Source organism: Embleya australiensis (assembly GCF_051903075.1).
Taxonomy (GTDB): domain Bacteria; phylum Actinomycetota; class Actinomycetes; order Streptomycetales; family Streptomycetaceae; genus Embleya.
Genome location: NZ_CP182422.1, coordinates 5,348,691 through 5,370,382 on the forward strand (window position 1 = coordinate 5,348,691; position 21,692 = coordinate 5,370,382).

The window sequence follows — 21,692 nt, forward strand, 5'->3', positions numbered from 1 at the left end:
GCACCCGCCCCGGATATGCACTCTTCTTCACAGCATCGTGGACTTTTCTGAACCCACTCACCCCTGTCTCCAGGGCTCCGACCTGGATCGATACTCTCTGGTTCACTCTGGTTGCCACGCGGTGACCGGCCACTTGGACTTTTCTTGCGGATCACCTCGACAAAACCACGAACCGTGCGGCAACCCGTTGACGCCCCGTCGGGCAGGGCACATGATCGGCGGCCAGACATCCTCCCAATGCCTCCGCCCCGCCGGGCTCCGTCGAGCCCTGCCCCTATGAAGGGACGGCCACCATGTGGGCCAGCACCCGCCCGCGCATCGGCCGCCGCACGGCTCGTCGCGCAGCCGTCGCGGTCACCGTCGCGGCGTTGACCGCGCTCACCGCCTGCGGCTCGGACTCCGGTGACAAGAAGGACGGCGCCGACAAGGCAGCCTCGGGCGACAAGGCGTCCGGCGGCACCGCACAGCTCGACTTCTGGGGCTGGAACCCGGCCTATGAGAAGGCCGTGAACGCGTTCAACGCGTCCCACCCCGACATCCGGGTCAGCTACAACAAGGTCGAGCCCGGCTCCAAGGGCGGCTACGCCAAGATGCTCGCCGCGGTGAAGGCGAACAACGCGCCGTGCCTGGCGCAGATGGGCTACGAGACGCTGCCCAGCTTCCTGGTCGAGGGCGCGCTCCAGGACGTGGACAAGGAGGCCTCGGCGGTCAAGGCCAAGTACTCCGCCGGCGCCTGGTCGCAGATGAGCGTCGCCGGCAAGACCTACGGCATCCCCGTGGACACCGGCCCGGTCGCGATGTTCTACCGCACCGACGTGTTCGCCAAGCACAACCTGACCCCGCCCAAGACCTGGGACGAGTTCGCCCGCCAGGCCGACACGCTGCACACGGCCGACCCGTCGGTGGCCTACTCGGCGTTCGGCGGCAACGACCCGTGGTGGTACGCGGGCATGGCCTGGCAGAACGGCGGCAGCTGGTTCAAGCCCGAGGGCGACACCTGGAAGGTCTCGATGACCGAACCGGGCACGCAGAAGGTCACCCAGTACTGGCAGCAACTGCTCGACAAGAAGGCCGTCTCCTCGGACCCGACCTTCACCCCCGACTGGTACAAGCGCTTCGACGACGGCAGCGTCGCGAGCTACGTCGGCCCGGTCTGGTTCACCGCACTCCTGGAGGAGAACGCCAAGGGCGCGGCGGGCAAGTGGGCGGTCGCCCCGATGCCGCAGTGGGACGCGAACGGCAAGACCACCGGCAACATCGGCGGCTCCGGCACCGCCGTACTCAAGGGCTGCAAGAACACCAAGGCCGCGGTCGCCTTCGCCGACTGGATGAGCAGCGACCCCGCGAGCCTGACCACGCTGGTCAAGGACGCGGGCATCTACCCGGCCGCAACCGCCGGGACCACGCTCGACGCGATGCAGCAGCCGTCCGCCTACTTCGGCAACGCGAAGATCTACGACATCTTCAAGGAGTCCGCCGCACAGGCTCCGACCGGTTGGCAGTGGGGCCCCACGATGACCCAGGTCTCCAACGACCTGACCGACCGGGTCGGCAAGGCCGGCGCCGGCAACGGCAAACTCGCCGACGCGCTCACCGGAGTGCAGGGCGCCACGATCAAGGCCATGCAGGACAAGGGCCTGAAGGCCGCCGCGGGCTGACCCGGCGACACCACCCCGACGCCGCGGATCGTCCGCACCGTGCCCCGCCGCCGCGCGTCATCCCGCGCGGCGGCGGGCGTCACCGGCCCACCGGCCCCGCCCGCCGGTCCACACGCAATCGCAGCATCCACGACATTCACCGGGAGCCCGCCCTTGAGCGCACCGATCCCGCGGCGCAAGCGCCGGCGGTCCGCACCCCTGATGTTCCTCGCCCCGTTCGGCGTGCTGTTCGTCGCGATGTACGCAGTCCCCGTCGGCTACGCGATCGTGGAGAGCCTGCACAAGATGCGGCGCTCCGGCCTGGGACTGACCCCGCCCGAGCGGGTGTACGCGGGGTTCGAGAACTACACCAAGGCACTGCACGACGAGGCGCTGTGGCACGGCGTGGGCCGGGTATTGCTCTTCGGTGTGATCCAGGTGCCGGTGATGCTCGGCCTCGCGCTGGTGCTCGCGCTGCTCCTCGACGCCAAGTCGGCGCGGCTCAAGGGCTTCTTTCGCACCGCGTACTTCCTGCCCTACGCGATCCCCGGGGTGATCGCCACCATCCTGTGGGCATTCCTGTACATGCCGCGCTCCAGCCCGGTGGTGAGCATGCTCGACGCGGTCGGACTGCCGTCCGACTTCCTCGGCGAGGACGCGGTCCTGTGGTCGATCGCCAACGTGGTCACCTGGACCTGGACCGGCTACAACATGCTGGTCATCTACTCCGCGCTCCAGGCGATCCCGCAGGAGCTGTACGAGGCCGCCGAGTTGGACGGGTGCGGCCCGTGGCGCACCGCGTGGCGGATCAAGGTGCCGCTGGTCGCCCCGGCGATCGCGCTGACCACCGTGTTCTCCGTGATCGGCACGCTTCAGCTCTACACCGAACCGCGCGTGCTGCGCCCGCTGACCTCGTCGCTGGACGCCGACTACACGCCGATCATGTCCGCCTACCACAAGGCCGTCGAGAACAACGACTACGGCCAGGGCGCCGCGATCTCGGTGCTGCTCGCGTTCGGTACATGCGTGTTGTCCTTCGCCGTGCTCAAACTCTCCGCCCGGCTCACGAACGGCAGGTCCTCGCTGTGACGACACTGACCGACAAGCCCGCGAGCCCGGTCCGCGCACCCGTCGCGCACCCCGCGCCGACGCCGGCCAAGGGCCGTACCGCGCCGATGCGTTCGCAGGTGCTGACCACCTCGTTCCTGTTCCTGGTGGCGACCTACTTCCTGATGCCGGTGTGGTGGCTCCTGGTCTCCGCGACCAAGTCCTCCAGCGACCTGTACGGCAGCAACGGCTTCTGGTTCGCGGACTGGAACCTGGGTGCCAATCTGCGCCAGTTGTTCGAGGAGGACGGCGGCATCTTCCTGCGCTGGGTCCTCAACTCGGTGCTGTACGCGGTCGGCGGCGGGGTGGTCGCCACCTTCCTGGCCGCGATGGCCGGCTACGCGCTGGCCAAGTACCGCTTCCGCGGCCGGGGCGCCATCTTCTCGGTGATCCTGGGCGCGGTCCTGATCCCCACCCCGATGCTCGCGCTGCCGATCTACCTCATGTTGTCCAAGGTGCACCTGGTCGACACGATCTGGGCGGTGCTGCTGCCCGCCGCGGTCAGCCCGTTCGGCGTCTTCCTGGCCAAGACCTACGCCGAGGCGTCGGTGCCCGACGAGTTGATCGAGGCGGCCCGGCTCGACGGCGCGAGCGAGTTCCGCATCTTCCACACCATCGGCCTGCGGATCATGTCGCCCGCGCTGGTGACCATCTTCCTGTTCCAGCTGGTCGCGGTCTGGAACAACTTCTTCCTGCCCCAGATCACCCTCAACGACCAGCACCTGTGGCCGGTCACGCTCGGCCTGAACGCCTGGAACGGCGACCTCAGCCACCCGCACGCCAACCTCGTCGTGGTCGGCGCACTGGTGTCGGTGTTGCCGCTGATCGCCGCGTTCTGGTCGCTCCAGCGGTTCTGGCGCACCGACCTGGTCGCGGGCGGGGTCAAGGCGTGAGGAACCGCTTCGCGGCGGGGGCCGGCCGCCGTACCATCGGCGCACCATGATCTTCGCGCGCTATCTCACGCCCGCCAAGGAGCACCAGCGGCTCGGCTTGGTGTGCCTGGGCGTCGGCTGGCAGCAGGTCACCGCGATGCGGTTCGAGGGCAGGGTGCTCGGCTGCTACCAACTCACCCTGATCACCGGCGGATCGGGCTGGTTCCGGTTCGGCAACCGGCACGCGCCGCGGATTCCGGTGCAGGCCCCGGCGGCGTTCCTGCTCTTCCCCGGCGAGTACCACGCGTACAGCCCCGACCCGACGGGCTGGCGCGAGCACTGGGTGCTGTTCGAGGGGCCGACCGCGGCGGCGTACGAGGACCTGGGGTTTTTGGACCGGACCGAGCCGGTGATGTCGCTCGGCGGGGTACGGCCGCTGCGCCAGGGCTTCGACCGGCTGCTGACCGCGGTGGAGCCGGGCGCGCCGAACCGCGAGGTGGTCACCTCGGCGATCGTGCACCAGTTGATCATCGACCTGAAGACGATCCGGGTCGACGAGGACGGCTCGCGGGTGGTCCGCTACTTCGACGAGCACGCCACCGAGCCGCTGACCGTCGGCGAACACGCCCGGCGACTGGGCCTGGACGAGGCGGGGCTGCGCAGTGAGATGCAGCGGGCGACCGGCACCACGCCGAAGGAATACATCGTGCGCACCCGACTGTCCCGAGCCAAGCGGCTGCTGCTGTCCACCGACCAGTCCATCCACGAGGTGGCGCGCAACGTCGGCTACGACGACCCGGCCTATTTCGCCCGGCTGTTCTCCCGACGCGTACAGCAGTCCCCGTCCGAGTTCCGCCGCGTCGGGCAGAACCCCGGTCAACCCTGAGCCGGCCCGCGGTGACTCACCGCGCGGTCTCGACCTCCCGGCGTGTCCCGGCCGCCGCGACCACTTCCAGGACCGCCACCGCCGCGACGACCACCAGCACGATCAGCAGCACCGACCACACCGTCGGCTGGTTCCACAGGCACAGCCAGATCCCGCCGAGCAGGCCCGTCACCGCGTACACCGGCCCCCGGCGCGCGGCCACGAACGCGCCCACCGACCCGGTGCCGAAACCGTGCCGGGCCAACGCCGCCCCCGCCCGGTCCGGTGCGACCGCGAAGGCACGCCGGATCGTCCTCGCCGGGCGGGCCGGTCCGGCCAGGAAGGCCGCGATCGCGAGCGCCACGGCGGCCACGCCCAGCGTGCGGGTGGTCCGGCGCAGGAAGCTCACCAGCGCATCGTAGACCGCCGCCGCCGCGTCCCGGGAGACCTCCGGCGGCAGGTCGTCCAGGTAGGTCCGACGGGCCACCGCGAGCACGATGCCCAGCGCGAGCAGGGTCAGCGCGGTGCCCACGCCCGCCCACAGCAGCACGGGCCGGCGGCGCGGCGCGAGGCACACGCCCAGGACGAACAGCACCACGACCACGATCGGCAGCCAGGTGCCCGCGGTGTCCAGGAAGCGGAACGCGTCCTGCCCGGTGCGCAACCCCTCGCGGTGCACCAGCACGTAGCGGCGGTCGGTGTCGGGGATGTTCGAGGCGAGCGCGAAACCCCGACCCACCAGGCCCTGCCGCACCTGATCGATCATCGGCCCCAGGTCGAGCACCACCTCACCGTTCGTGGCGCTCACCGTGCCGCTGTCCCGGCCTTCGAGTACGTCCAGCGCGGACGCGTGCGCGATCCGGAGCGCGTCCCGCCAGATCACGGTGAACGCGTCGCTCGCCACGAATACCTGCGCGGCTTGGTGGGCCACGCCCGCCAGCAGGCTCTGCAGTGAGCCGGACACCGGCCCGGAGCCGTTGTTCGGCCCCAGGCCGAGCGCCTCGCGCAGCGAGTCGGTCAGCCCGCCCACGTCGACTGCCTGCACGGCCGCCGTGGCCAGGCGGGCGGAGACCGCGTCCTGTACCGCGGTGTTCCCGGACAGCGGGGCCAGCGCGGCGACGAAGCGGTCGGTGTCGGCCACCTCGTTCCGCGCCCACGCGGCGGTCACCGCCACCGGGGTGAGCAGACAGGCGAGGACCACCAGGAGGCAGGCCAGGGTGAAGCGCACCGGATGCCCGGTCCGGACCTGCTCGGCTGACCTCGACATCGCCGGCGTCCTCTCCTCGATCACGGCCCGTGTTCGTCCCATGCGGGTTCCATGAAATCGGGAGATCTACTCGGATTGGACAAAAGGTGCAAATTATGTCTCGGCGTGTCAAGGTGCGAGAGGGTCGACTCGTCGGGTCGCCGTCTGCGCGACGGCGGGCAAGCGGGCGGCGCCGCATGGAAATCGAGTGAAAATCAGGCACATCCGCCCGGCCGTCCGGCCGGGGTTGGGAGTAGGCCATGAACAGCACAACCCGCAGGACGAGCGCCTGGTCCGGCTGGGTGGCATTCGCCGCCTGCACGTTGCTCGTCCTGGGTGTCCTCAACCTCTTCCAGGGGTTCACGGCCCTGTTCTCCGACGGGTACTTCGTCACCCGCTCCGGTGATCTGCTGGTCTGGAACTACAACACCTGGGGCGTCATCCTGCTGATCTTCGGCGGGCTGCAACTGCTCATCGGTGGTGGGCTGCTCACCGGCAAGACCTGGGCCAGGGTGGCCGGCTCGCTGCTGGTGATGTTGAACATCATCGCCGAGATCGGCTTCCTGGCCGCGCACCCCGTCTGGTCCACCATCGTGGTGGCGCTCGACCTGGTGGTTCTGTACGCGCTGACCGTGCGCTGGGGCGCGGCGCAGGGCTACCGCGACGAGAGCATCGCCGAGTGGCAGGCCCGGGACGAGGAGGCATACCGGACCGGGACCGGCGCGCACCGCCGCTCCGACCGCGACGAGACGATGCCGTAACGGCGCGTCACAACCGTTTCGTCACCCGTTCGCCACGCACGACAGGCCCCGGTGGGGCGTCGTGCGTGGCGTTCGTGCGTGGTGTCTGTGCGGTCGGGGCGGGGTCGTCTACGAGCGCAGCCACATCGCTTCCTGGCCGCGGCCGAGGGTGTCGAGGAAGCGGGCCAGCCGGCCGGCCGCCGCCGGGTGGCCCTCGGCCAGGGCGCGGCGGTACATCTCCTCCGCCTCGCGGACGCGGCCCCGGCGCTCGTGCAGGCCGGCGTAGCCGATCGAGGCGTCGCGGTGGCCCTCGGTGAGGGCGCGCCGGTACAGCTTGTCGGCCTCCTTCATCCGGCCCTTCGCGGCCAACAGGCCGGCGAGGTTGACCGTCGCGTCGGGGTGGCCCTGCGCGTAGGTGTGTCGGAACCACTGCTCGGCCTCGTCGAGCCGACCGGTGTTGGCGAGGAGCAGGCCGAGATTGTGCCCGGCGTCGTCGTGGCCCCGCGCGGCGGCGTGCCGGAACAGGTGTTCGGCCTCCGGGGCGCGGCCGAGGCGGAGCAGCAGCAGGCCGAGGTTGTTCGCGGCGTCGGGATGGCCCTGGACGAGGGCGCGGCGGTACAGCTCCTCGGCCTCGGCGTGCCGGTCCTGTGCGGCGAGCAGGTCGGCGAGGTCGTTGGCGGCATCCGGGTGGTTGCGGGCCAGCGCCTCCCGGTAGAGCGCCTCGGCCTCGGCATCCCGGCCGGTGTCGGCCAGGTGGTAGGCGAGCTGCACGGCGGCGTCCGGGTCGCTGGCCGCGACCGCCCGCCGCAACCCGGCCTCGTCGTCGGCGGGGGCGGAAGGGGCGGGGATGCCGAACCCCGAGGCGGCGGGCGCTCCCGGCGGGAAGCTCGGCGGCGCCGGGGGAAGCGGCGGCGGGGTGGGCCGGCGCGCCGGGTCGACCGGGGCGGCGGGGGCGGCGTGGGAGTGGGCGGACCCCGCCTCGACCGCAACGGGCGGGACGACGGCCGCATCCGGCAGAGGCCCGGCCGGGACCGGCGGTGCCTCGGCCGTGGTCGGCGGTGCCTCGGTCGACGCGGCCGGTGTCTTGGTCAGCGTCAGCGGCCCCGCGGCCCGGGCGGATGGCACATCGGCCGTTGTCGGCGCTGCCTCGATCGGCGCGGGCGGCGCTTTGGCGGAGGTCGGAGGCACATCGGCCGTTGTCGGCGGCACGTCGGCCGCATCCGGCAGGGGGCCGGTCGGCTGCGGCACCACCACGGCCGGCGCGGGCGGTGTCTCGGCGGGCGCGGCCGGCGCCTCGGCGGAGGTCGGCGGCACTTCCGCCGGGGCGGGCGGCGCCTCGGCCGTGGTGGGCGGCACGTCGGTCGGATCCGGCAGGGGGCCGGCCTCGGTCGGTGCCATCCCGGTCGGGGCGGGTGGTGCCTCGATGGAGGCTCGCGGGTCGGTCAGGCGGTGGGCCACCTCGGCGGCGGTCGGCGGGCGCTGTGCCGGGTCCTTGGCGAGGAGGTCCAGGACCAGGCGGCTCACGTGCGGCGGGACGTCGGGGCGGCGCCGGTCCACGGCCTCCGGGGTGCGTTGGAGCTGGGCGTACACCGTGGCCGCGATGTCCCCGGTGCCGAACGGCGGTGTCCCGGTGAGCAGTTCGTACAGCACGCAGCCCAGTGCGTACAGGTCTGCGGCCGGTTCGGCGGGGCGACCGCGCAGCCGTTCGGGCGCGGTGTAGGCGAGCGTGCCGATCAGGGCGGTGCCGGTCGCGGCGACCGCCCCGAGCCGGTCGGCCAGGCCGACGTCGAGGACGCGGATCCCGCCGTCGGCGGTCAGGAACAGGTCGGCCGGCTTGAGGTCGCCGTGCACCACGCCGGCCCGGTGCGCGTGGTCGAGCGCGGCGCAGATCCGCGCCGTCCAGTCCAACACCTCGGATACGGCGGGCAGTTCGGGCAGCCCCCCGCGCAGCACTGTGCGCAGGTCGCGGCCGGAGAGCAGTTCGGTGACCAGGAACGGCGTGCCGTCGTCGGTCAGGCCGACGTCGGACACCGCGACCAGGCCGGGGTGATCGAACGGCGCGGCGGCCCGCGTGCGCTCCACGAACCGGGTCGCGGCCGCCTCGTCCGGCGGGCCGTGCAGCAGCTTGACCGCGACCTCGCGATCCTCGACCGAGTCCCGCGCGGCCCACACCCGCCCGAGCCCGCCACGACCACGCTGTTCCACCAATTCGTACCGGTCCGCCACCCGACCCACCGCAGTCACGCCATCTCCCTCGTCCCGGCACCGTCGAGGGCGATCCTGCCGCACCCGGCGGGGGGTGTGTCGAGTCGCCGTCGCCCGCTCCAACCCCGGGCGCCGGTCGCCCCGATCCCGGGGTCGGGACACGGCGACCCCGGCCGGTGATGCAGCATGGTGGTTCGCGCCGCGTCCCCGCGCCGGCCCAAGGAGAAACGCACCGTGACCCGGAACCTCGCGAACCGGCTGCGCGACGTCGCCCGATACCCGCGACGCAGCCCCGCGACCTTCGTCGTGCTGATCCTGCTGGCGATCAACGGGATCGTGGTCGGCGGCCTGATGTCCGAGTCGGCCGCTGACCGGCTCCTGGCCGACATCAGCACCAACCTCGACAACCTGGACCACCATCCGTTTCGCGCGATGGCGGGCAGCCTGCTGGTGGCGGACGTGCACGGCACCCTGTTCGGCAACGTGACCACGATCGGATTCGGCATCGGGGTGTGCATGGCGGTGCTGGAGCGCCGGCTCGGCACGGTGCGTGCGGTCGGCGTCACGCTCCTGGGCCACGTGGGCGCGACACTGCTCACCGCGGTCGTGCTGATCGCGGCGATCCGCGCGGGCACGTATCCCGAGGACACCCGGTACACGCTCGACTACGGGGTGAGCTACGCCTCGATGGCGGCCATAGCGGCGGTCACCCCGCTGCTGCCCAAACCGCTGCGGCCGCTGTGGGCGCTGGGCTGCCTGCTGTACCCGTTCTCGTCGGTGCAGTGGTACGGCGACCTGCCGGACTTCACCACGATCGGGCACGTCTCGGCCGCGCTGATCGGCCTCGGCGCCGGATTCCTGTTCACGGGCCGATGGCGGCCGGGCTCGGGCCGGCCACTGTCGCGGACCGCACTCGCGCCGACGGCCCCCGACCCGCTCCCGGAGGTCGCCGGGAACGGGCGGGCCGAGCCGTAGGACGAGGGGCGCGCCCTCGTCCGGGAGGGGCCCCGGCTCAGCGCTCGATCGGCGGCACGCGCCACTCGATCTGTACGCGGTCCTCCAACGGCAACTCCTCCGGACCGAGCGCGACATGGTCGATCACGTAGCGGAAGAGCAGGACGACGGCGTCGGATTCCATCTCCGGCAGGGTCTGCCGGGTGGCCCCGAGGACGTCCAGCAGGAGGACCGGGTCGGACTCCAACTCCTCGATCTCCTCGGCCAGTTCGGCGTCGATCTCGTCCGCCGCGGCGAGCGCCGCGATGGAGTGGGCGAGGAAGGCCGGCTCGGATTCGAGGCGCAGCAGCACCTGCTCGGTGACGAACGCGTCGAGCAGGTCGGCGTCGATGTCGATGCCGCCGCCGGCGCAGCCACAACCGTCGCCGCAGCCGCCGGGCGCGCTGATGTCCTCGAGGGTGAGGGGAGTGCCGGTGGGGGAGAGGGAGATCGGCTGGACCGAGTCGTCGGACGCGGGGATGCCGGAGGAGGAGGACACGCGAACCCTTCGGGGCTGGGGGACTGGCGGGGAGCGTCCATGGTCGCACCCGGCGCCGATCGGTGGACCGGCGCGCGTGGTGGCGGGCGGGAGCCGGCCGGGCGGTTCGGACAAGATCGAGACGATCCCGCCGGCTTGGCGGTCCGGCGTGCTAACGTTAATTGCTGCTGTGGTTCCCATGGAATTTTCTGTGCGCCTGCTGGTTGTAGCCAACAGGTGCACTTTTGTTTTTCCGGTGTCCAACTCCGGGCGGGGTAATCAGCAACGATTCGGGTCTCGCAGGGTGCGGGATCCCGGTACTGCCCCGAAGGGGAAGATACGTGGCTACTGGCACCGTGAAGTGGTTCAACGGCGAAAAGGGCTTCGGCTTCATCGAGCAGGACGGTGGCGGCCCCGACGTCTTCGCCCACTACTCGAACATCAACGCTCAGGGTTTCCGTGAGCTGCAGGAAGGCCAGAAGGTCTCCTTCGACGTCACGCAGGGCCAGAAGGGCCCGCAGGCGGAGAACATCAACATCGTCTGATTGCGCTCATGGGCGTGGCCTCGGTCACGCAGCGAGGGCCCGCGCCGCAAGGTGCGGGCCCTTCCCGTGGCCGCCGGCCGCCCCGGTCGGCGACTCCCGAAACCGGGGGAGCCACGGCGCACCACCCAGGCGGATGCCCGACATCCGTCGTTCAGGACCCTGCCCGACGCGACCTCGTCGCGCGGCCTCGCACGGTCCGGCACATCGGCCGCCGCTCTTCGGCAGGCGCCCGACCGTTGCGCAACATCTCGACGCGCGTGACCCGAGTCACCGCGTCGGTTCTTCAGTTCAGGTACTCCGGCTCGTTCTTGCGACTCCTTGTGCGGCTTCCCGCCGCGCGGAGACGTCCTCGATACGCGCCGCATCGAGGAAGGTTCTCCATGAATCGCACCCCCCGTTCCAGCTCCAACGATCGTTACGGCCGCAGCGGCGGCGGCTCCGGCTCCGGCCGGGGCGGCTACGGCGGCGGTGGCGGTCGAGGCCGCGGCGGCGCCCCGTCGGGCAACCGGCGCAAGCCGATGACCGCGGCGCCCGTCGCCGAGTTCGCGCTGCCGGTCAGCACCACCCCGTCGCTGCCCGCGGTCGCCGCGTTCGCCGAGCTGGACATGCCCAAGCAGCTGCTCGCCGCGCTCACCCGCAACGGCGTCACCGAGCCGTTCCCGATCCAGGCGGCCACCCTGCCCAACGCGCTGGTCGGCCGGGACGTGCTCGGCCGCGGCCGGACCGGCTCGGGCAAGACGCTCGCGTTCGGCCTCGCGATGCTGGCCCGGATCGCCGGTCGCCGCGCGGAGAGCAAGCAGCCGCTCGCGCTGGTCCTGGTGCCCACCCGCGAGCTGGCCCAGCAGGTCACCGACGCGCTGATGCCGTACGCCACCTCGGTGCAGCTGCGGATGACCACGGTCGTCGGCGGCATGTCGCTGGGTCGCCAGGCCAGTTCGCTCCGCAACGGCGCCGAGGTCGTGGTGGCCACCCCGGGCCGGCTCAAGGACCTGATCGACCGCGGCGACGCGCGGCTGGACGCGGTCGGCATCACGGTGCTCGACGAGGCCGACCAGATGGCCGACATGGGCTTCATGCCGCAGGTCACCGCGCTGCTCGACCAGGTGCAGCCGGACGGGCAGCGGATGTTGTTCTCGGCCACCCTCGACCGCAACGTCGACCGGCTCGTCAAGCGTTTCCTCTCCGACCCGGTCGTGCACTCGGTCGACCCGTCGCAGGGCGCGGTCACCACGATGGAGCACCACGTGCTGCACGTGAGCGAGGCCGACAAGCACACCGCCGCGACGCACATCGCCGCCCGCGAGGGCCGGGTGATCATGTTCATGGACACCAAGCACGCGGTCGACCGGCTCACCCGGCAGATGTTGCAGAGCGGCGTGCGCGCCGCGGCGCTGCACGGCGGCAAGTCGCAGCCGCAGCGCACCCGCACCCTGGAGCAGTTCAAGAGCGGGCACGTCACCGCGCTGATCGCGACCAACGTCGCGGCGCGCGGGATCCACGTGGACGGCCTGGACCTCGTGGTCAACATCGACCCGCCGACCGACCACAAGGACTACCTGCACCGCGGCGGCCGTACCGCGCGCGCCGGCGAGTCGGGCAGCGTCGTGACGCTGGTCACGCCGAACCAGCGCCGCGAGATGGCCCGGCTGATGATGATCGCCGGCATCGAGGCCGAGACCATCCAGGTGCGCTCGGGCGACGAGGAACTCACCCGCGTCACCGGCGCGCAGGTGCCCTCCGGCGTCCCGGTCGTCATCTCCTCGCCGGCCGCCGAGTCGCCGCGCCGCGGCGCCGGCGGCGGTCGTGGTCGCGGTCGTCGGCCCGGCCAGGGCGGCGGCAGCGGTACCGGACGGCGTCCGTCGGCCGCCGCGTCCGGCGCGACCTCGGGCCGCTCCGGCGGCTCGACCGGCGCCCCGGCCCAGCGCCGGCGCACCGCCGTCGCGTAGTCCACCTCGCGCGGCGCTCGACCGCCGCGCGATGGGTGCAGCAACTCCGAAGCCGCGTCCGGGATTTGTCCCGGGCGCGGCTTCGCGCCGTGCCGGGGCGGGCGGTTGCGTCCGGATCATGTCGAAACCGTCACACCGCGTGGGGGAACGGGGAATTGATCCGCATTGTTAGTGTTGAACGATCCCCGGTCGTCCACCCCTCGTGAGGTCGTACGTGCGTAAGCCCCTGATATCCGGCTCCCGCAAGGGAATTCGTGTTCTCGCGCTGCCGCTGGTCGCGGCCGCGGTGGTGCTCACGGGATGCGGCTCGGGAGGGGCCGACAAGGCGGCGAAGTCGGACGCGGCACAGGCGAAGCCGGGTGACGCGGACAATGAGGCGAAGGACACACCGGCGCGGGTGACGGTGGACCCGGCCGACGGCACCCAGGGGGTCCTGCCGGGCAAGCCGGTCATCGTGACGGCCGACTCCGGGACGCTGACCTCGGTGCGAGTCGTGGACGCGCAGAACCGGGCGATCGAGGGCACGATCGGGGCCGACGGCCGCACCTGGACCTCCACCACGCGCACCGTGCCGGGCGCGGCCTACACGGTGACCGCGACCACGAAGGGCAAGAAGGGCGCGGAGAATTCGGCCACCACGAAGTTCGGCACGCTCAAGGCCGACACGGTGAACAAGGTCACCCTGCGGCCGGCCAACGGCGGCACCTTCGGCGTCGGCCAGCCGGTGTCGGTGATGTTCGACTACGCGGTCAAGGACAAGGCCGAGGTCGAGCGCAACCTCAAGGTCACCACGACGCCGAACGTCGAGGGTTCGTGGGGCTGGACCAAGGACATCTCCGGCAAGGACCGGGTCGACTGGCGCCCGCGCGAGTTCTGGCCCAGCGGTACGAAGGTCACCCTGAACGCGAACCTGGGCGGTGTCGCCAGCGGCCCCGGCACCTACTTCGCGCGCGACTACGAGAGCACCTTCACGGTCGGTACCAACCGGGTCGTCGAGGTGGACGTCCCGAAGAAGCGGCTGACCATCATGGAGGACGGCGTCGCGGTCAAGACGATCAAGGTGTCGGCCGGCTCCGCCGAGTTCCCCACGCGTGGCGGCACGCACGTGATCCTGAACAAGAACGCCAAGGAGACGCTCGACTCCACCACGGTCGGCCTGGGTGACAGCTACAACCTTCCGGACGTGCCGTGGGTGGTGCACTTCACCTCCTCGGGCACCTTCTTCCACTCGGCCGCGTGGAACACCGCCAACATCGGCGTCGCCAACACCAGCCACGGCTGCGTCGGGATGACCGTCCCGGACGCCGAGTGGTTCTTCAACCGGGTCGAGGTCGGCGACCCGGTCGTGGTCAAGGGCTCGACCAACACCGAGACCACCGAGCCCGGCAACGGCTTCGGCAACTGGCAGATGAGCTACGACCAGTGGAAGGCCAAGAGCGCACTCGCGGGCTGACCCGCATCCGCATCGCCCCGGGGACCGGCCGGACCGGACTCCGGGGCGTTCGGCTGTCCGGACGGCCCCCGCGCGACTCCGGTACGGGCTCGGCGCGTGCATCGGACAACCGCGAATCCCGGGTGATCGTATTGTTCGGGGGTGAGGAAGTCGGGCGGTCGCCCGACCCGACGGGGGTGTGGTGTGCGGGGGTTGGCGCAGGACGATCCGGTCGTGATCGGGGGGTACCGCCTGCTGCGGCATCTCGGTTCGGGCGGGATGGGTCGGGTGTACCTGGGGCGGACCGGGCGGGGGAGCCTGGTCGCGGTGAAGGTGGTGCGTCCGGAGCTGGCCGACGACCCGGAGTTCCGGGTGCGGTTCCGGCGCGAGGTCGAGGCGGGCCGGCGGGTGGCCGGGCCGTGGACCGCGACCGTGCTGGACGCGGACGCCGAGGCGGCGCGGCCGTGGCTGGTCACGCGGTTCATCGCCGGGCCGTCGTTGCACGAGGCGGTTCGACTGGCCGGGCCGCTGCCCGAGGAGGCGGTGCGGGCGCTGGGCGCTGGGCTGGCCGCGGCGCTGGTGAGCGTGCACGACGCCGGGCTCGTGCACCGCGACCTCAAGCCGTCCAACGTACTGCTCACCCTCGACGGCCCCCGCGTGATCGACTTCGGCATCGCCCGGGCCGCGGACGCCACCGCGCTGACCACGACGGGCGTGTCCGTCGGCTCGCCCGCGTTCATGTCGCCGGAGCAGGCCAACGGCCTCGACGTCGGGCCCGCCGGGGATGTGTTCTCGCTCGGCTCGGTGCTGGTGCACGCGGCGACCGGGGTCGGACCGTTCGGCGAGGGCAACGACCAGGCGCACATGTACCGGGTGATCGGGCACGAGCCGAACCTGTCCCGGGTGCCGTACTCGATGCATCTGGTGATCGAGGCGTGCCTGCGGAAGGATCCCGCCGTGCGGCCGACGGCGGATCAGGTGGTGACCGCGCTGGCGCCGGAGGGCGATCCGCGGCGGTTGTTCGTGCCCGGCTGGTTGCCGGGTCCGGTGGTGGAGTCGACCGCCCGGCGGGCCGTGGAGCTGCTGGAGATCGAGACCGAACCGGCTGCGGACGACGCGGCGCCGACCCGGGTGATCGGCGCCGAACCGACCCGGGTGGCCGGCACGGAGGAGACCCGGCTCGCGCCGGAGCCGACGGAGGTCGCCGCCGGGGCCGGGCGCGCGGGGAAGCGGCGCGGGATGTGGTGGAAGTACCCGCTGATCCTCCTGCTCGGCGCGGCGCTGACGGCGGGCGGGTTGTACGCGACCGTGGGCGTGGGGAAGCGGAGCGCGTCCGCGAAGCCCAAGCCGACCGTCCCTCCGTCCCCATCGGGACCGGCGGAACTGCCGATGCAGTTCGTACGGCCGTGGGCGGGTAGATTCTCGGACGCACAGAACACGGATCAACCGGTGAATATCCGGATCGTGCTGAACCGGGGTCAAGTCGGTGACCTGTCGGCACGGATCGTCTACCTGGACTCCTACAACAAGGTGATCTGCGAGACGCCGGCAAGACTGAAGGAGTACACGCGGGAACGGATCGTGCTGGGCGGCGGCATCCTCCCCGACAGCTCCGGCTTTTGTGTCCGCAACGACACTCTCTTGTCGATCGCGACGGACGGCACCCTCCAGTTCGATGCCACCGACTCCTACAACCGCCGGTTCACCGCCACGCTGCACGGGGCATGAGCGCGCCGCCGCGCCGAACGGTGTGGCGCCGCTCCGTCCGGTGCCTCGTCCCCGCAGAATGGATTCTGCGGGTGCCCGAGTAACGGGTATCTTCTACGAGTCTGTAGATTGAAGGCTCGAAATCTACGCGTATGTACGCGAGGCAGGGGGATCCCCATGGCTCTGTGGGACAAGTTCAAGCAGTCCGCCCAGACGATGCAGGGACAGCTGGAAGCGAAGAAGAACGAGCTGAAGAGCGGCGGGTTCCGGGACGCGAGCATGGCGATGTGTGCGCTGGTCGCCGCGGCCGACGGTTCCATCGACCCGGCCGAGCGGCAGCGGGTGAGCGCGCTGATCACGAGCAACGACGTGCTGCGCAACTTCGCCGCGAGCGACCTGGAACAGCGTTTCGAGACCTATCTGGCCAAGCTCACCGCCGACTTCGAACTGGGCAAGGTGTCCGTGCTCCAGGACATCGCCAAGGTGAAGAAGAAGCCGACCGAGGCGCGCGCGGTGATCCAGATCGGCATCGTGATCGGCGGCGCCGACGGCCACTTCGACAAGACCGAGCAGGCGGTCGTGCGCGACGCGTGCTTCGCACTGGACCTGCCCCCCGTCGAGTTCGGTCTCTGACCCGAAGCTTCGGCCAACCCTTTCGAGGGATCGATTCCGCCCGACGGCCGATGTTCGTCGGGCGGAATCGTGCCGTTCGGCGGACGTTGGAGACATGACCGACGCCCGCATCCTCCCCGGGCCGCGGCGGGCTCGCTGGTGGGGTCCGCTCGCGGTCGCCGCCGTGTTGGTGCTGCTCACCGGCGGGTGGCCGCTGATCGACTCGTGGATCTCGGGCGACAAGCGGGTCCGGGCGGGCACGGTGTTCCGGGTCGGACCGGACGACGACCACCGCGCGTGGTTCCGGGTCGGCGCCGGCTGGATCCTCGACCGGGCGGCCACCACCCCCTCGCGGCGGTTCGTGCTGCGGCACGGCGACGTGGACCTGTCGGTCGTGTACATCTCGCTGCCCCGGACCGAGAACGCCGACGCGCTGTGGACGGGGCTGCGCGACACGCTCCGGGTCGGCGACCGGCATGCCCGACTCGGCGTGCCGGGACCGCTGGTCGCCCACGCCGGGGCCCGGGGCATGGTCGGCACCGTGGCCCGTGACGGCGACACCGGGCAGGCGGTGATCTATCCCGGCCCCGAGGACGCCTTCGCCATCCGGCTGATCGCGCTCGCGCCGCCGGCGACCGCCGATCCCCAGTGGGCACAGGTGGCGGACGTACTGCGCTCGTTGACGTTCACCGAGGAGGCCGCGTGAGGGGTGGCGTGGTCCGGTCGGCCGGCGAGCCCTCGGCTCCGGTCGCCGTGGGGGTGGCACTCCTGGGGTGCCTGTTCGGACTCGGCGTCATCGTGCACGAATACCGGGACACGGTACGGGTCTTCCCGGCCGCGGCGGCCCTCGCGGGCTTTCTGCTCCTGCTCACCCTCGGCATCGGCTACCTGCTGCCGCGCCGGATCCGACCGGTCGTCGAGCCGCCGCACGCCGGCTCGATCGTATGCGTCGTGTGGGGGATGACCGCCGCGACCGGGTGCGCGATCCTGGCCAACACCGGATTGGGCGACATCTGGGCGAAGACCCGGGGCGTCGACTTCGCGGACACGTGGGGGGCTGCGATGACCGCGCCGTTCAATGAGGAGACGCTCAAGCTCTGCGGTCTGCTGATACTCGCGCTGATCGGGGCCGGGGTGATCCGCGCGCCGATCGACGGCTGGGTGTACGGGGCGCTGGTCGGCCTCGGCTTCCAGGTGGTGGAGAACCTCCTGTACGCGCTGAACACCATCCTGCTCGACGGCGCGACCGACCCGGGCGCCTCGGTGAACACGTCCTTCGCGGTGCGGGTGGGGATCACCGGGTGGGGTTCGCACTGGGCGATGAGCGCGGTCGCGGGCACCGGAATCGGCTACCGGGTCGCGCGCGACGGTCGGCCGCTCGCTCGGCGGGTGTCGGTCGCGCTCGGCTGCTGGGTGCTGGCGATGGGGATGCACTGGTTCTTCAACGCGCCGCTGCCGCCCGGGTGGCGGGGGGTGCTTGCCCGGGTCGGGGTCGACTTCGTGGTCGCGATGCTGGTGTACCGGTCGGCGCGGCGGCACTATCTGGCCAGATTTCGCGAGGTGGCCGCCGAGGAGGCCGCGACCGGGGCGATCCGGCCCGTGGAGGCCGAGTTGTTGCCGCGGCGGTACAGCCGGCGGCAGGTGCGGGGCGGACCTCGGCCCCGGCCGGTCCGGGTGCTGATCGGCGAGATCGAGGAGGCCCAACTGGCACTGGTGGCGGGGCGGATCCCGCGCGCGGACCCGAGCGAGCCGGCCCGCTCCGCGCGGCTGCGGGAGGAGATCGCGACGCTGCGGGCGCACCTGCGGGCGCGACCGGCGGTGGGGCCGGGGTGGCCGACGGCGGCGCGGGGTGGGCCGGCGGCGCCTGGGGCGTGAACGCGCGGAAGCCCGTCGGATGTGATCCGACGGGCTTCCGTGTCGCCTGCTCCAGGTAACCGGAGTTACCGAACCGAGAGGGGCCCATCCACTTCTCGCGGATCCTGATTGCGCGGTGCGCGGCCCTACTTCGACCGCTTCTCCGCGTCTATCCGTGCGGGCCCCTCTCGTTCCTTCAAGTAGACCTCTGCCGCGTCGAAGGTGCAAACGGCATGGATCGGGATGAACGGCCCGATCTCGCGGTCGGTCAGCCCGCGGCGATCTTGCGCTTGACCTCGTCCATGTCCAACCCCTGCGCCTGCTTGATCAGATCGACCAGCGCGGCCTCGGGCAGGGCGCCCGGCTGCGAGAAGACCACGACGCCGTCGCGGACGAGCATCACGGTCGGGATCGACTGGATCGAGAACGCCTGCGCGAGATCGGTCTCCGCCTCGGTGTCCACCTTCGCGAAGACGACGTCGGGCGTGGCCTCCGAGACCTTCTCGAAGGTCGGCGCGAACGACCGGCAGGGCCCGCACCAGGCCGCCCAGAAATCCAGGACGGTCAGGCCGTCGCCGGATACGACCTCTTCGAAGTTCTCCTTGGTCAGTGCGACCGTGGCCATGCGTCCTCCCAAACGTTCGTGCCCCGTGCTGCGTGTACGTGCCTGTCAACAGGCGCGGGGTCGCGGGCATTCCTGGGCTCGCCCCGGGGACCCGACCACTCGCGGGCGCACGGCATCCACCGGGCGTGTTCGGGCGGTACCTACCCCGGTCGACCGGGCGCACACGCCCGGGCCGGCGGGGTGCACGACCGAGGGCGGCGGGCCGTACGACTGCGGGTCTTCGCACTGCATACGCCCCGTGACCCCAGCAGTCACACCGGCACCATAGGCTTGTTCGAACCGGCGCAGACCGCCGGTTCACGTGCAGCCGAGGAGTCCCGCCATGCGCTACACCCGCCGCAGCGTCGTCAATCTCGCCCCGGCCGAACCCGGGTGGGACGTCGAGGTGACCAGGTCCGGTGAAGAGCCCGTCCTGTGCCCCGTCATCGGCTGGGCCATCGTCGTCCAAGACACCAGCGCCGAGGGGCTTACCGAGACCGCGATCGAGCCCGCGTTCGTCTACGACGGCGCGGTGTACACCCCCGCCGAACTGGCGCACTCGATCGGTGAGCTGGACTACCAGATCATCGAACCGGAGGAGTGAGCGGACCGGTCGGGGCGTCCCGGTGGGTGACGTTCGGATCATGTGCTCTCGGGGAGTCGGCTCCCGTCGCGACGGCGACGGGGGCCGACCGCGTTTACCCGGGCCGGTCGGGTTCCCCCTCGGCGAAGCGGGAGAGGGCGATCGCGCCCGCGACGGCGAACACGAAACCGGTCAGCGCGAGCGGGCCGTAGGGGCCCGGGCGGCTGTGGTCGCCGAGGAAGACGATGCCCACGCCCGCCGGGAGTACGGTCTCGCCGACGACGAGCGCGGCGGCGACCGAGGTGACCGCGCCGCCCTGCAACGCGATCGTGTACAGCAGGAAGGTCAGCGCGGCGCCGATCACCAGCGCGTAGACGGTCGGGGAGCCGAGCAGGTCCGGGAAGGACAGGTCGGTCAGCACCCTGGTGGCCAGCGCGATCAGGCCGAAGCCGAGTCCGGAGAGCAGGCCGAGCAGGCGCGAGCGCCACGGTTCGGCGAGGCGGGCGGCGGCCCATCCGGCCAGGCCGAGCAGCGCGACGCAGACGAGCAGCGACCAGTGGAAGGCGGCGTGGGTGTGGGCCGGGCCCTCGTGCCCCGCGGAGACGCCGAGCAACGCCAGGCCCGCGCAGACGGCGGCGACCGCGCCCCACTCCGGGCCGCGCAGCCGGGCGCCCAGGACCGGCACGGCCAGCACCGCGGTGACCGCGAGGTTGGCCGACTGGGCGGCCTCGACGGCGAAGATCGGCAACTCGCGCAGCGCGACGAACTGGCAGGCGTACCCGGCCAGATCGAGTCCGGTGCCGAGCACGAACGGCCACTGGCGCAGCGCCCGGGTCAGCACCCGGGGATCGAGTCCGGACGCGCCGGCGGTCCGCCGCGCGCCCAGGGCCTGCAGGACGGTTCCGACGCCGTAGCAGAGGGCGGCGGCGAGCGCCGCGAGTACGGAGAACACCACGGGTCGACGGTATGCGCCGCGCCGGCCGGCGCGGCGCAGGACGAGCCGAGTGAAGGGGTGCGCTTCGGCTCAGCGCAGTTCGGCGACCACCGCGTCGTTCAGGATCGGCCAGACCTCGGCGGCCCAGGGGCCGAACTCGCGGTCGGTCAGGCAGACGCAGGCCGCGTCCAGCTCCGGGTCCACCCACAGGAAGGTGCCGCACGCGCCGAAGTGGCCATATGTGGCGGGCGAGTTGGTGGTTCCGGTCCAGTGCGGCGACTTGGTGCCGCGGATCTCGAAGCCCAGGCCCCAGTCATTGGGCCGCCGGGTGCCGTAGCCCGGCAGTACGCCGTCCAGGCCGGGGAAGGCCACGGCGGTGGCCGCGCGTACGGTCTCCGGCGCGAGCAGGCGCGGGGCGAGCAGTTCGGCCGCGAACCGGGTCAGGTCGCGCACGGTGGACACGCCGCCGGCGGCCGGGGAGTCGCCGATCGTGGTCTCGGTCATGCCCAGGGGGGCGAAGACCGCCTGCCGCACGTACTCCCCGAACGGGATGTCGCACGCCTTCTCGATGGTGGCGCCGAGCAGGTTGAAGCCGGTGTTCGAGTAGATGCGCTTGCGGCCGGGGCCGGCGAGCACCCGGTCCTCGTCGAAGGCCAGGCCCGACGTGTGCGCCTGGAGGTGGCGGATCGTGGATCCGGGCGGCCCGGCCGGGTCGTCCGGCTCGATCGCCCCCTCCTCGATCGCGGCGAGCGCGGCGTACGCGGTGAGCAACTTGGTCACCGAGGCGAGCCGGAACGGCTCGTCCACCGGACCGTGCTCGCTCTTGACCACTCCATCGCGGGTGACCACGGCCGCGGCGGCCTTCCCGACGGGCCAGGTGTCGATCATGCGCAGGCTGTTCACGGGAGTCGAGCCTACGGCGAGGCCATGCGTACGCCCAACCGAGGGAGGGGGTCGCGCGACGGGGTGGGCGGTTCGGGTGGGTACGGGACCGGGACCGGGCCGTCGGGGCGTGGCGTCAGTCGGTGACCTTGCTCGGCGGGGCGTCGTAGACGAGGTCGAAGTAGTCCGGGTGCTTGCCGATCCACGCCTTGACGAACGGGCACAGCGGCAGCACCTTGTGCTCGCCGGCGCGGACCAGGTCGAGGGCGCCGCGGACGAGGGTGCCGCCCACGCCCTTGCCCTCGAAGCTCGGGTCCACCTCGGTGTGGGTGAACACGATCAGGGTGTCGGTGGTCATGTACTCGGCGAAGCCCGCCAGGGCGCCGTCGACCCGGGCCTCGAAGCGGTGCTGCGCCGGGACGTCCTCGACCTTGATGTCCATGTGATCCC

The 21,692-nt window shown here is 71.8% G+C and carries 21 protein-coding genes; 14 read left to right on the forward strand and 7 right to left on the reverse strand.

The features are described 5' to 3' along the window. Positions 1-293: 293 nt before the first annotated feature. The 4 genes from ACMXN5_RS23255 (at position 294) to ACMXN5_RS23270 (ending at position 4,502) form a co-directional block, all read left to right on the forward strand. Positions 294-1,658 carry an ABC transporter substrate-binding protein gene (locus ACMXN5_RS23255; protein ID WP_439676820.1) on the forward strand — a complete coding sequence of 455 codons (1,365 nt, stop codon included), beginning with the start codon at positions 294-296 and terminating at the stop codon, positions 1,656-1,658. A 201-nt stretch (positions 1,659-1,859) separates the two neighbouring features. Beyond that, a complete protein-coding gene (locus ACMXN5_RS23260) occupies positions 1,860-2,726 on the forward strand; it encodes a carbohydrate ABC transporter permease (protein ID WP_439678058.1) in 867 nt (288 codons plus the stop codon). Then, positions 2,723-3,637, forward strand: coding sequence for a carbohydrate ABC transporter permease (locus ACMXN5_RS23265; RefSeq protein ID WP_439676821.1), 915 nt, complete (start codon positions 2,723-2,725; stop codon positions 3,635-3,637). Before ACMXN5_RS23260 ends, ACMXN5_RS23265 begins: the two co-directional genes overlap by 4 nt. Before the next feature lie 46 nt (positions 3,638-3,683). After that, positions 3,684-4,502, forward strand: a complete 819-nt coding sequence (locus tag ACMXN5_RS23270; RefSeq protein ID WP_439676822.1) for an AraC family transcriptional regulator — start codon at positions 3,684-3,686, stop codon at positions 4,500-4,502. A 16-nt stretch (positions 4,503-4,518) separates the two neighbouring features. Here ACMXN5_RS23270 and ACMXN5_RS23275 read toward each other — a convergent pair whose 3' ends face one another. Further along, positions 4,519-5,748, reverse strand: a complete 1,230-nt coding sequence (locus ACMXN5_RS23275) for a hypothetical protein (protein WP_439676823.1) — start codon at positions 5,746-5,748, stop codon at positions 4,519-4,521. Positions 5,749-5,987: 239 nt separating this feature from the next. Here ACMXN5_RS23275 and ACMXN5_RS23280 point away from each other — a divergent pair, with 239 nt between their 5' ends. Next, positions 5,988-6,488, forward strand: coding sequence for a DUF7144 family membrane protein (locus tag ACMXN5_RS23280; RefSeq protein WP_439676824.1), 501 nt, complete (start codon positions 5,988-5,990; stop codon positions 6,486-6,488). 108 nt (positions 6,489-6,596) lie between these two features. Here ACMXN5_RS23280 and ACMXN5_RS23285 read toward each other — a convergent pair whose 3' ends face one another. Then, on the reverse strand, positions 6,597-8,711 hold the full coding sequence (locus ACMXN5_RS23285; protein WP_439676825.1) for a protein kinase domain-containing protein: 2,115 nt from the start codon (positions 8,709-8,711) through the stop codon (positions 6,597-6,599). A gap of 195 nt (positions 8,712-8,906) precedes the next feature. On the opposite strand from ACMXN5_RS23285, the gene ACMXN5_RS23290 reads away from it, so the two are divergent. Continuing rightward, positions 8,907-9,647 (forward strand): rhomboid-like protein, encoded by a 741-nt coding sequence (locus ACMXN5_RS23290; protein ID WP_439676826.1) that lies wholly within the window; start codon positions 8,907-8,909, stop codon positions 9,645-9,647. A gap of 37 nt (positions 9,648-9,684) precedes the next feature. Here the strand turns inward: ACMXN5_RS23290 and ACMXN5_RS23295 are convergent, their stop codons facing one another. Next, positions 9,685-10,164, reverse strand: coding sequence for a hypothetical protein (locus ACMXN5_RS23295; protein ID WP_395788259.1), 480 nt, complete (start codon positions 10,162-10,164; stop codon positions 9,685-9,687). A gap of 320 nt (positions 10,165-10,484) precedes the next feature. Between ACMXN5_RS23295 and ACMXN5_RS23300 the strand changes: the two genes are divergently transcribed. The 7 genes from ACMXN5_RS23300 (at position 10,485) to ACMXN5_RS23330 (ending at position 18,260) form a co-directional block, all read left to right on the forward strand. Next, positions 10,485-10,688: a cold-shock protein gene (locus tag ACMXN5_RS23300; protein WP_020554660.1), complete on the forward strand. Its 204-nt coding sequence runs from the start codon at positions 10,485-10,487 to the stop codon at positions 10,686-10,688. A gap of 380 nt (positions 10,689-11,068) precedes the next feature. After that, positions 11,069-12,634: a DEAD/DEAH box helicase gene (locus tag ACMXN5_RS23305; protein ID WP_439676827.1), complete on the forward strand. Its 1,566-nt coding sequence runs from the start codon at positions 11,069-11,071 to the stop codon at positions 12,632-12,634. 214 nt (positions 12,635-12,848) lie between these two features. Continuing rightward, positions 12,849-14,087 carry an Ig-like domain-containing protein gene (locus ACMXN5_RS23310; protein ID WP_439676828.1) on the forward strand — a complete coding sequence of 413 codons (1,239 nt, stop codon included), beginning with the start codon at positions 12,849-12,851 and terminating at the stop codon, positions 14,085-14,087. Positions 14,088-14,300: 213 nt separating this feature from the next. After that, a complete protein-coding gene (locus ACMXN5_RS23315; RefSeq protein WP_439676829.1) occupies positions 14,301-15,794 on the forward strand; it encodes a serine/threonine-protein kinase in 1,494 nt (497 codons plus the stop codon). A gap of 156 nt (positions 15,795-15,950) precedes the next feature. Further along, positions 15,951-16,406: a tellurite resistance TerB family protein gene (locus ACMXN5_RS23320; RefSeq protein ID WP_439676830.1), complete on the forward strand. Its 456-nt coding sequence runs from the start codon at positions 15,951-15,953 to the stop codon at positions 16,404-16,406. Between the two features lie 94 nt (positions 16,407-16,500). Beyond that, on the forward strand, positions 16,501-17,091 hold the full coding sequence (locus ACMXN5_RS23325; RefSeq protein ID WP_439676831.1) for a hypothetical protein: 591 nt from the start codon (positions 16,501-16,503) through the stop codon (positions 17,089-17,091). After that, entirely contained in the window at positions 17,088-18,260 is a 1,173-nt protein-coding gene (locus tag ACMXN5_RS23330) for a PrsW family intramembrane metalloprotease (RefSeq protein WP_439676832.1), read from the forward strand. The genes ACMXN5_RS23325 and ACMXN5_RS23330 overlap by 4 nt, the downstream gene beginning before the upstream one ends. A 247-nt stretch (positions 18,261-18,507) precedes the next feature. Here ACMXN5_RS23330 and trxA read toward each other — a convergent pair whose 3' ends face one another. Beyond that, positions 18,508-18,876: a thioredoxin gene (gene trxA / locus ACMXN5_RS23335; protein WP_268812471.1), complete on the reverse strand. Its 369-nt coding sequence runs from the start codon at positions 18,874-18,876 to the stop codon at positions 18,508-18,510. A 310-nt stretch (positions 18,877-19,186) separates the two neighbouring features. On the opposite strand from trxA, the gene ACMXN5_RS23340 reads away from it, so the two are divergent. Continuing rightward, a complete protein-coding gene (locus ACMXN5_RS23340; protein ID WP_078975104.1) occupies positions 19,187-19,447 on the forward strand; it encodes a hypothetical protein in 261 nt (86 codons plus the stop codon). A gap of 94 nt (positions 19,448-19,541) precedes the next feature. On the opposite strand, the gene ACMXN5_RS23345 is transcribed toward ACMXN5_RS23340, so the two are convergent. The 3 genes from ACMXN5_RS23345 to ACMXN5_RS23355 all read right to left on the reverse strand — a co-directional run bounded on the left by ACMXN5_RS23345 (position 19,542) and on the right by ACMXN5_RS23355 (position 21,684). After that, positions 19,542-20,381, reverse strand: a complete 840-nt coding sequence (locus tag ACMXN5_RS23345; protein WP_439676833.1) for a DMT family transporter — start codon at positions 20,379-20,381, stop codon at positions 19,542-19,544. Between the two features lie 69 nt (positions 20,382-20,450). Then, positions 20,451-21,263 (reverse strand): serine hydrolase domain-containing protein, encoded by an 813-nt coding sequence (locus ACMXN5_RS23350; protein ID WP_439676834.1) that lies wholly within the window; start codon positions 21,261-21,263, stop codon positions 20,451-20,453. Between the two features lie 115 nt (positions 21,264-21,378). Next, positions 21,379-21,684, reverse strand: a complete 306-nt coding sequence (locus ACMXN5_RS23355) for a GNAT family N-acetyltransferase (protein ID WP_380041563.1) — start codon at positions 21,682-21,684, stop codon at positions 21,379-21,381. Positions 21,685-21,692: the final 8 nt, after the last annotated feature.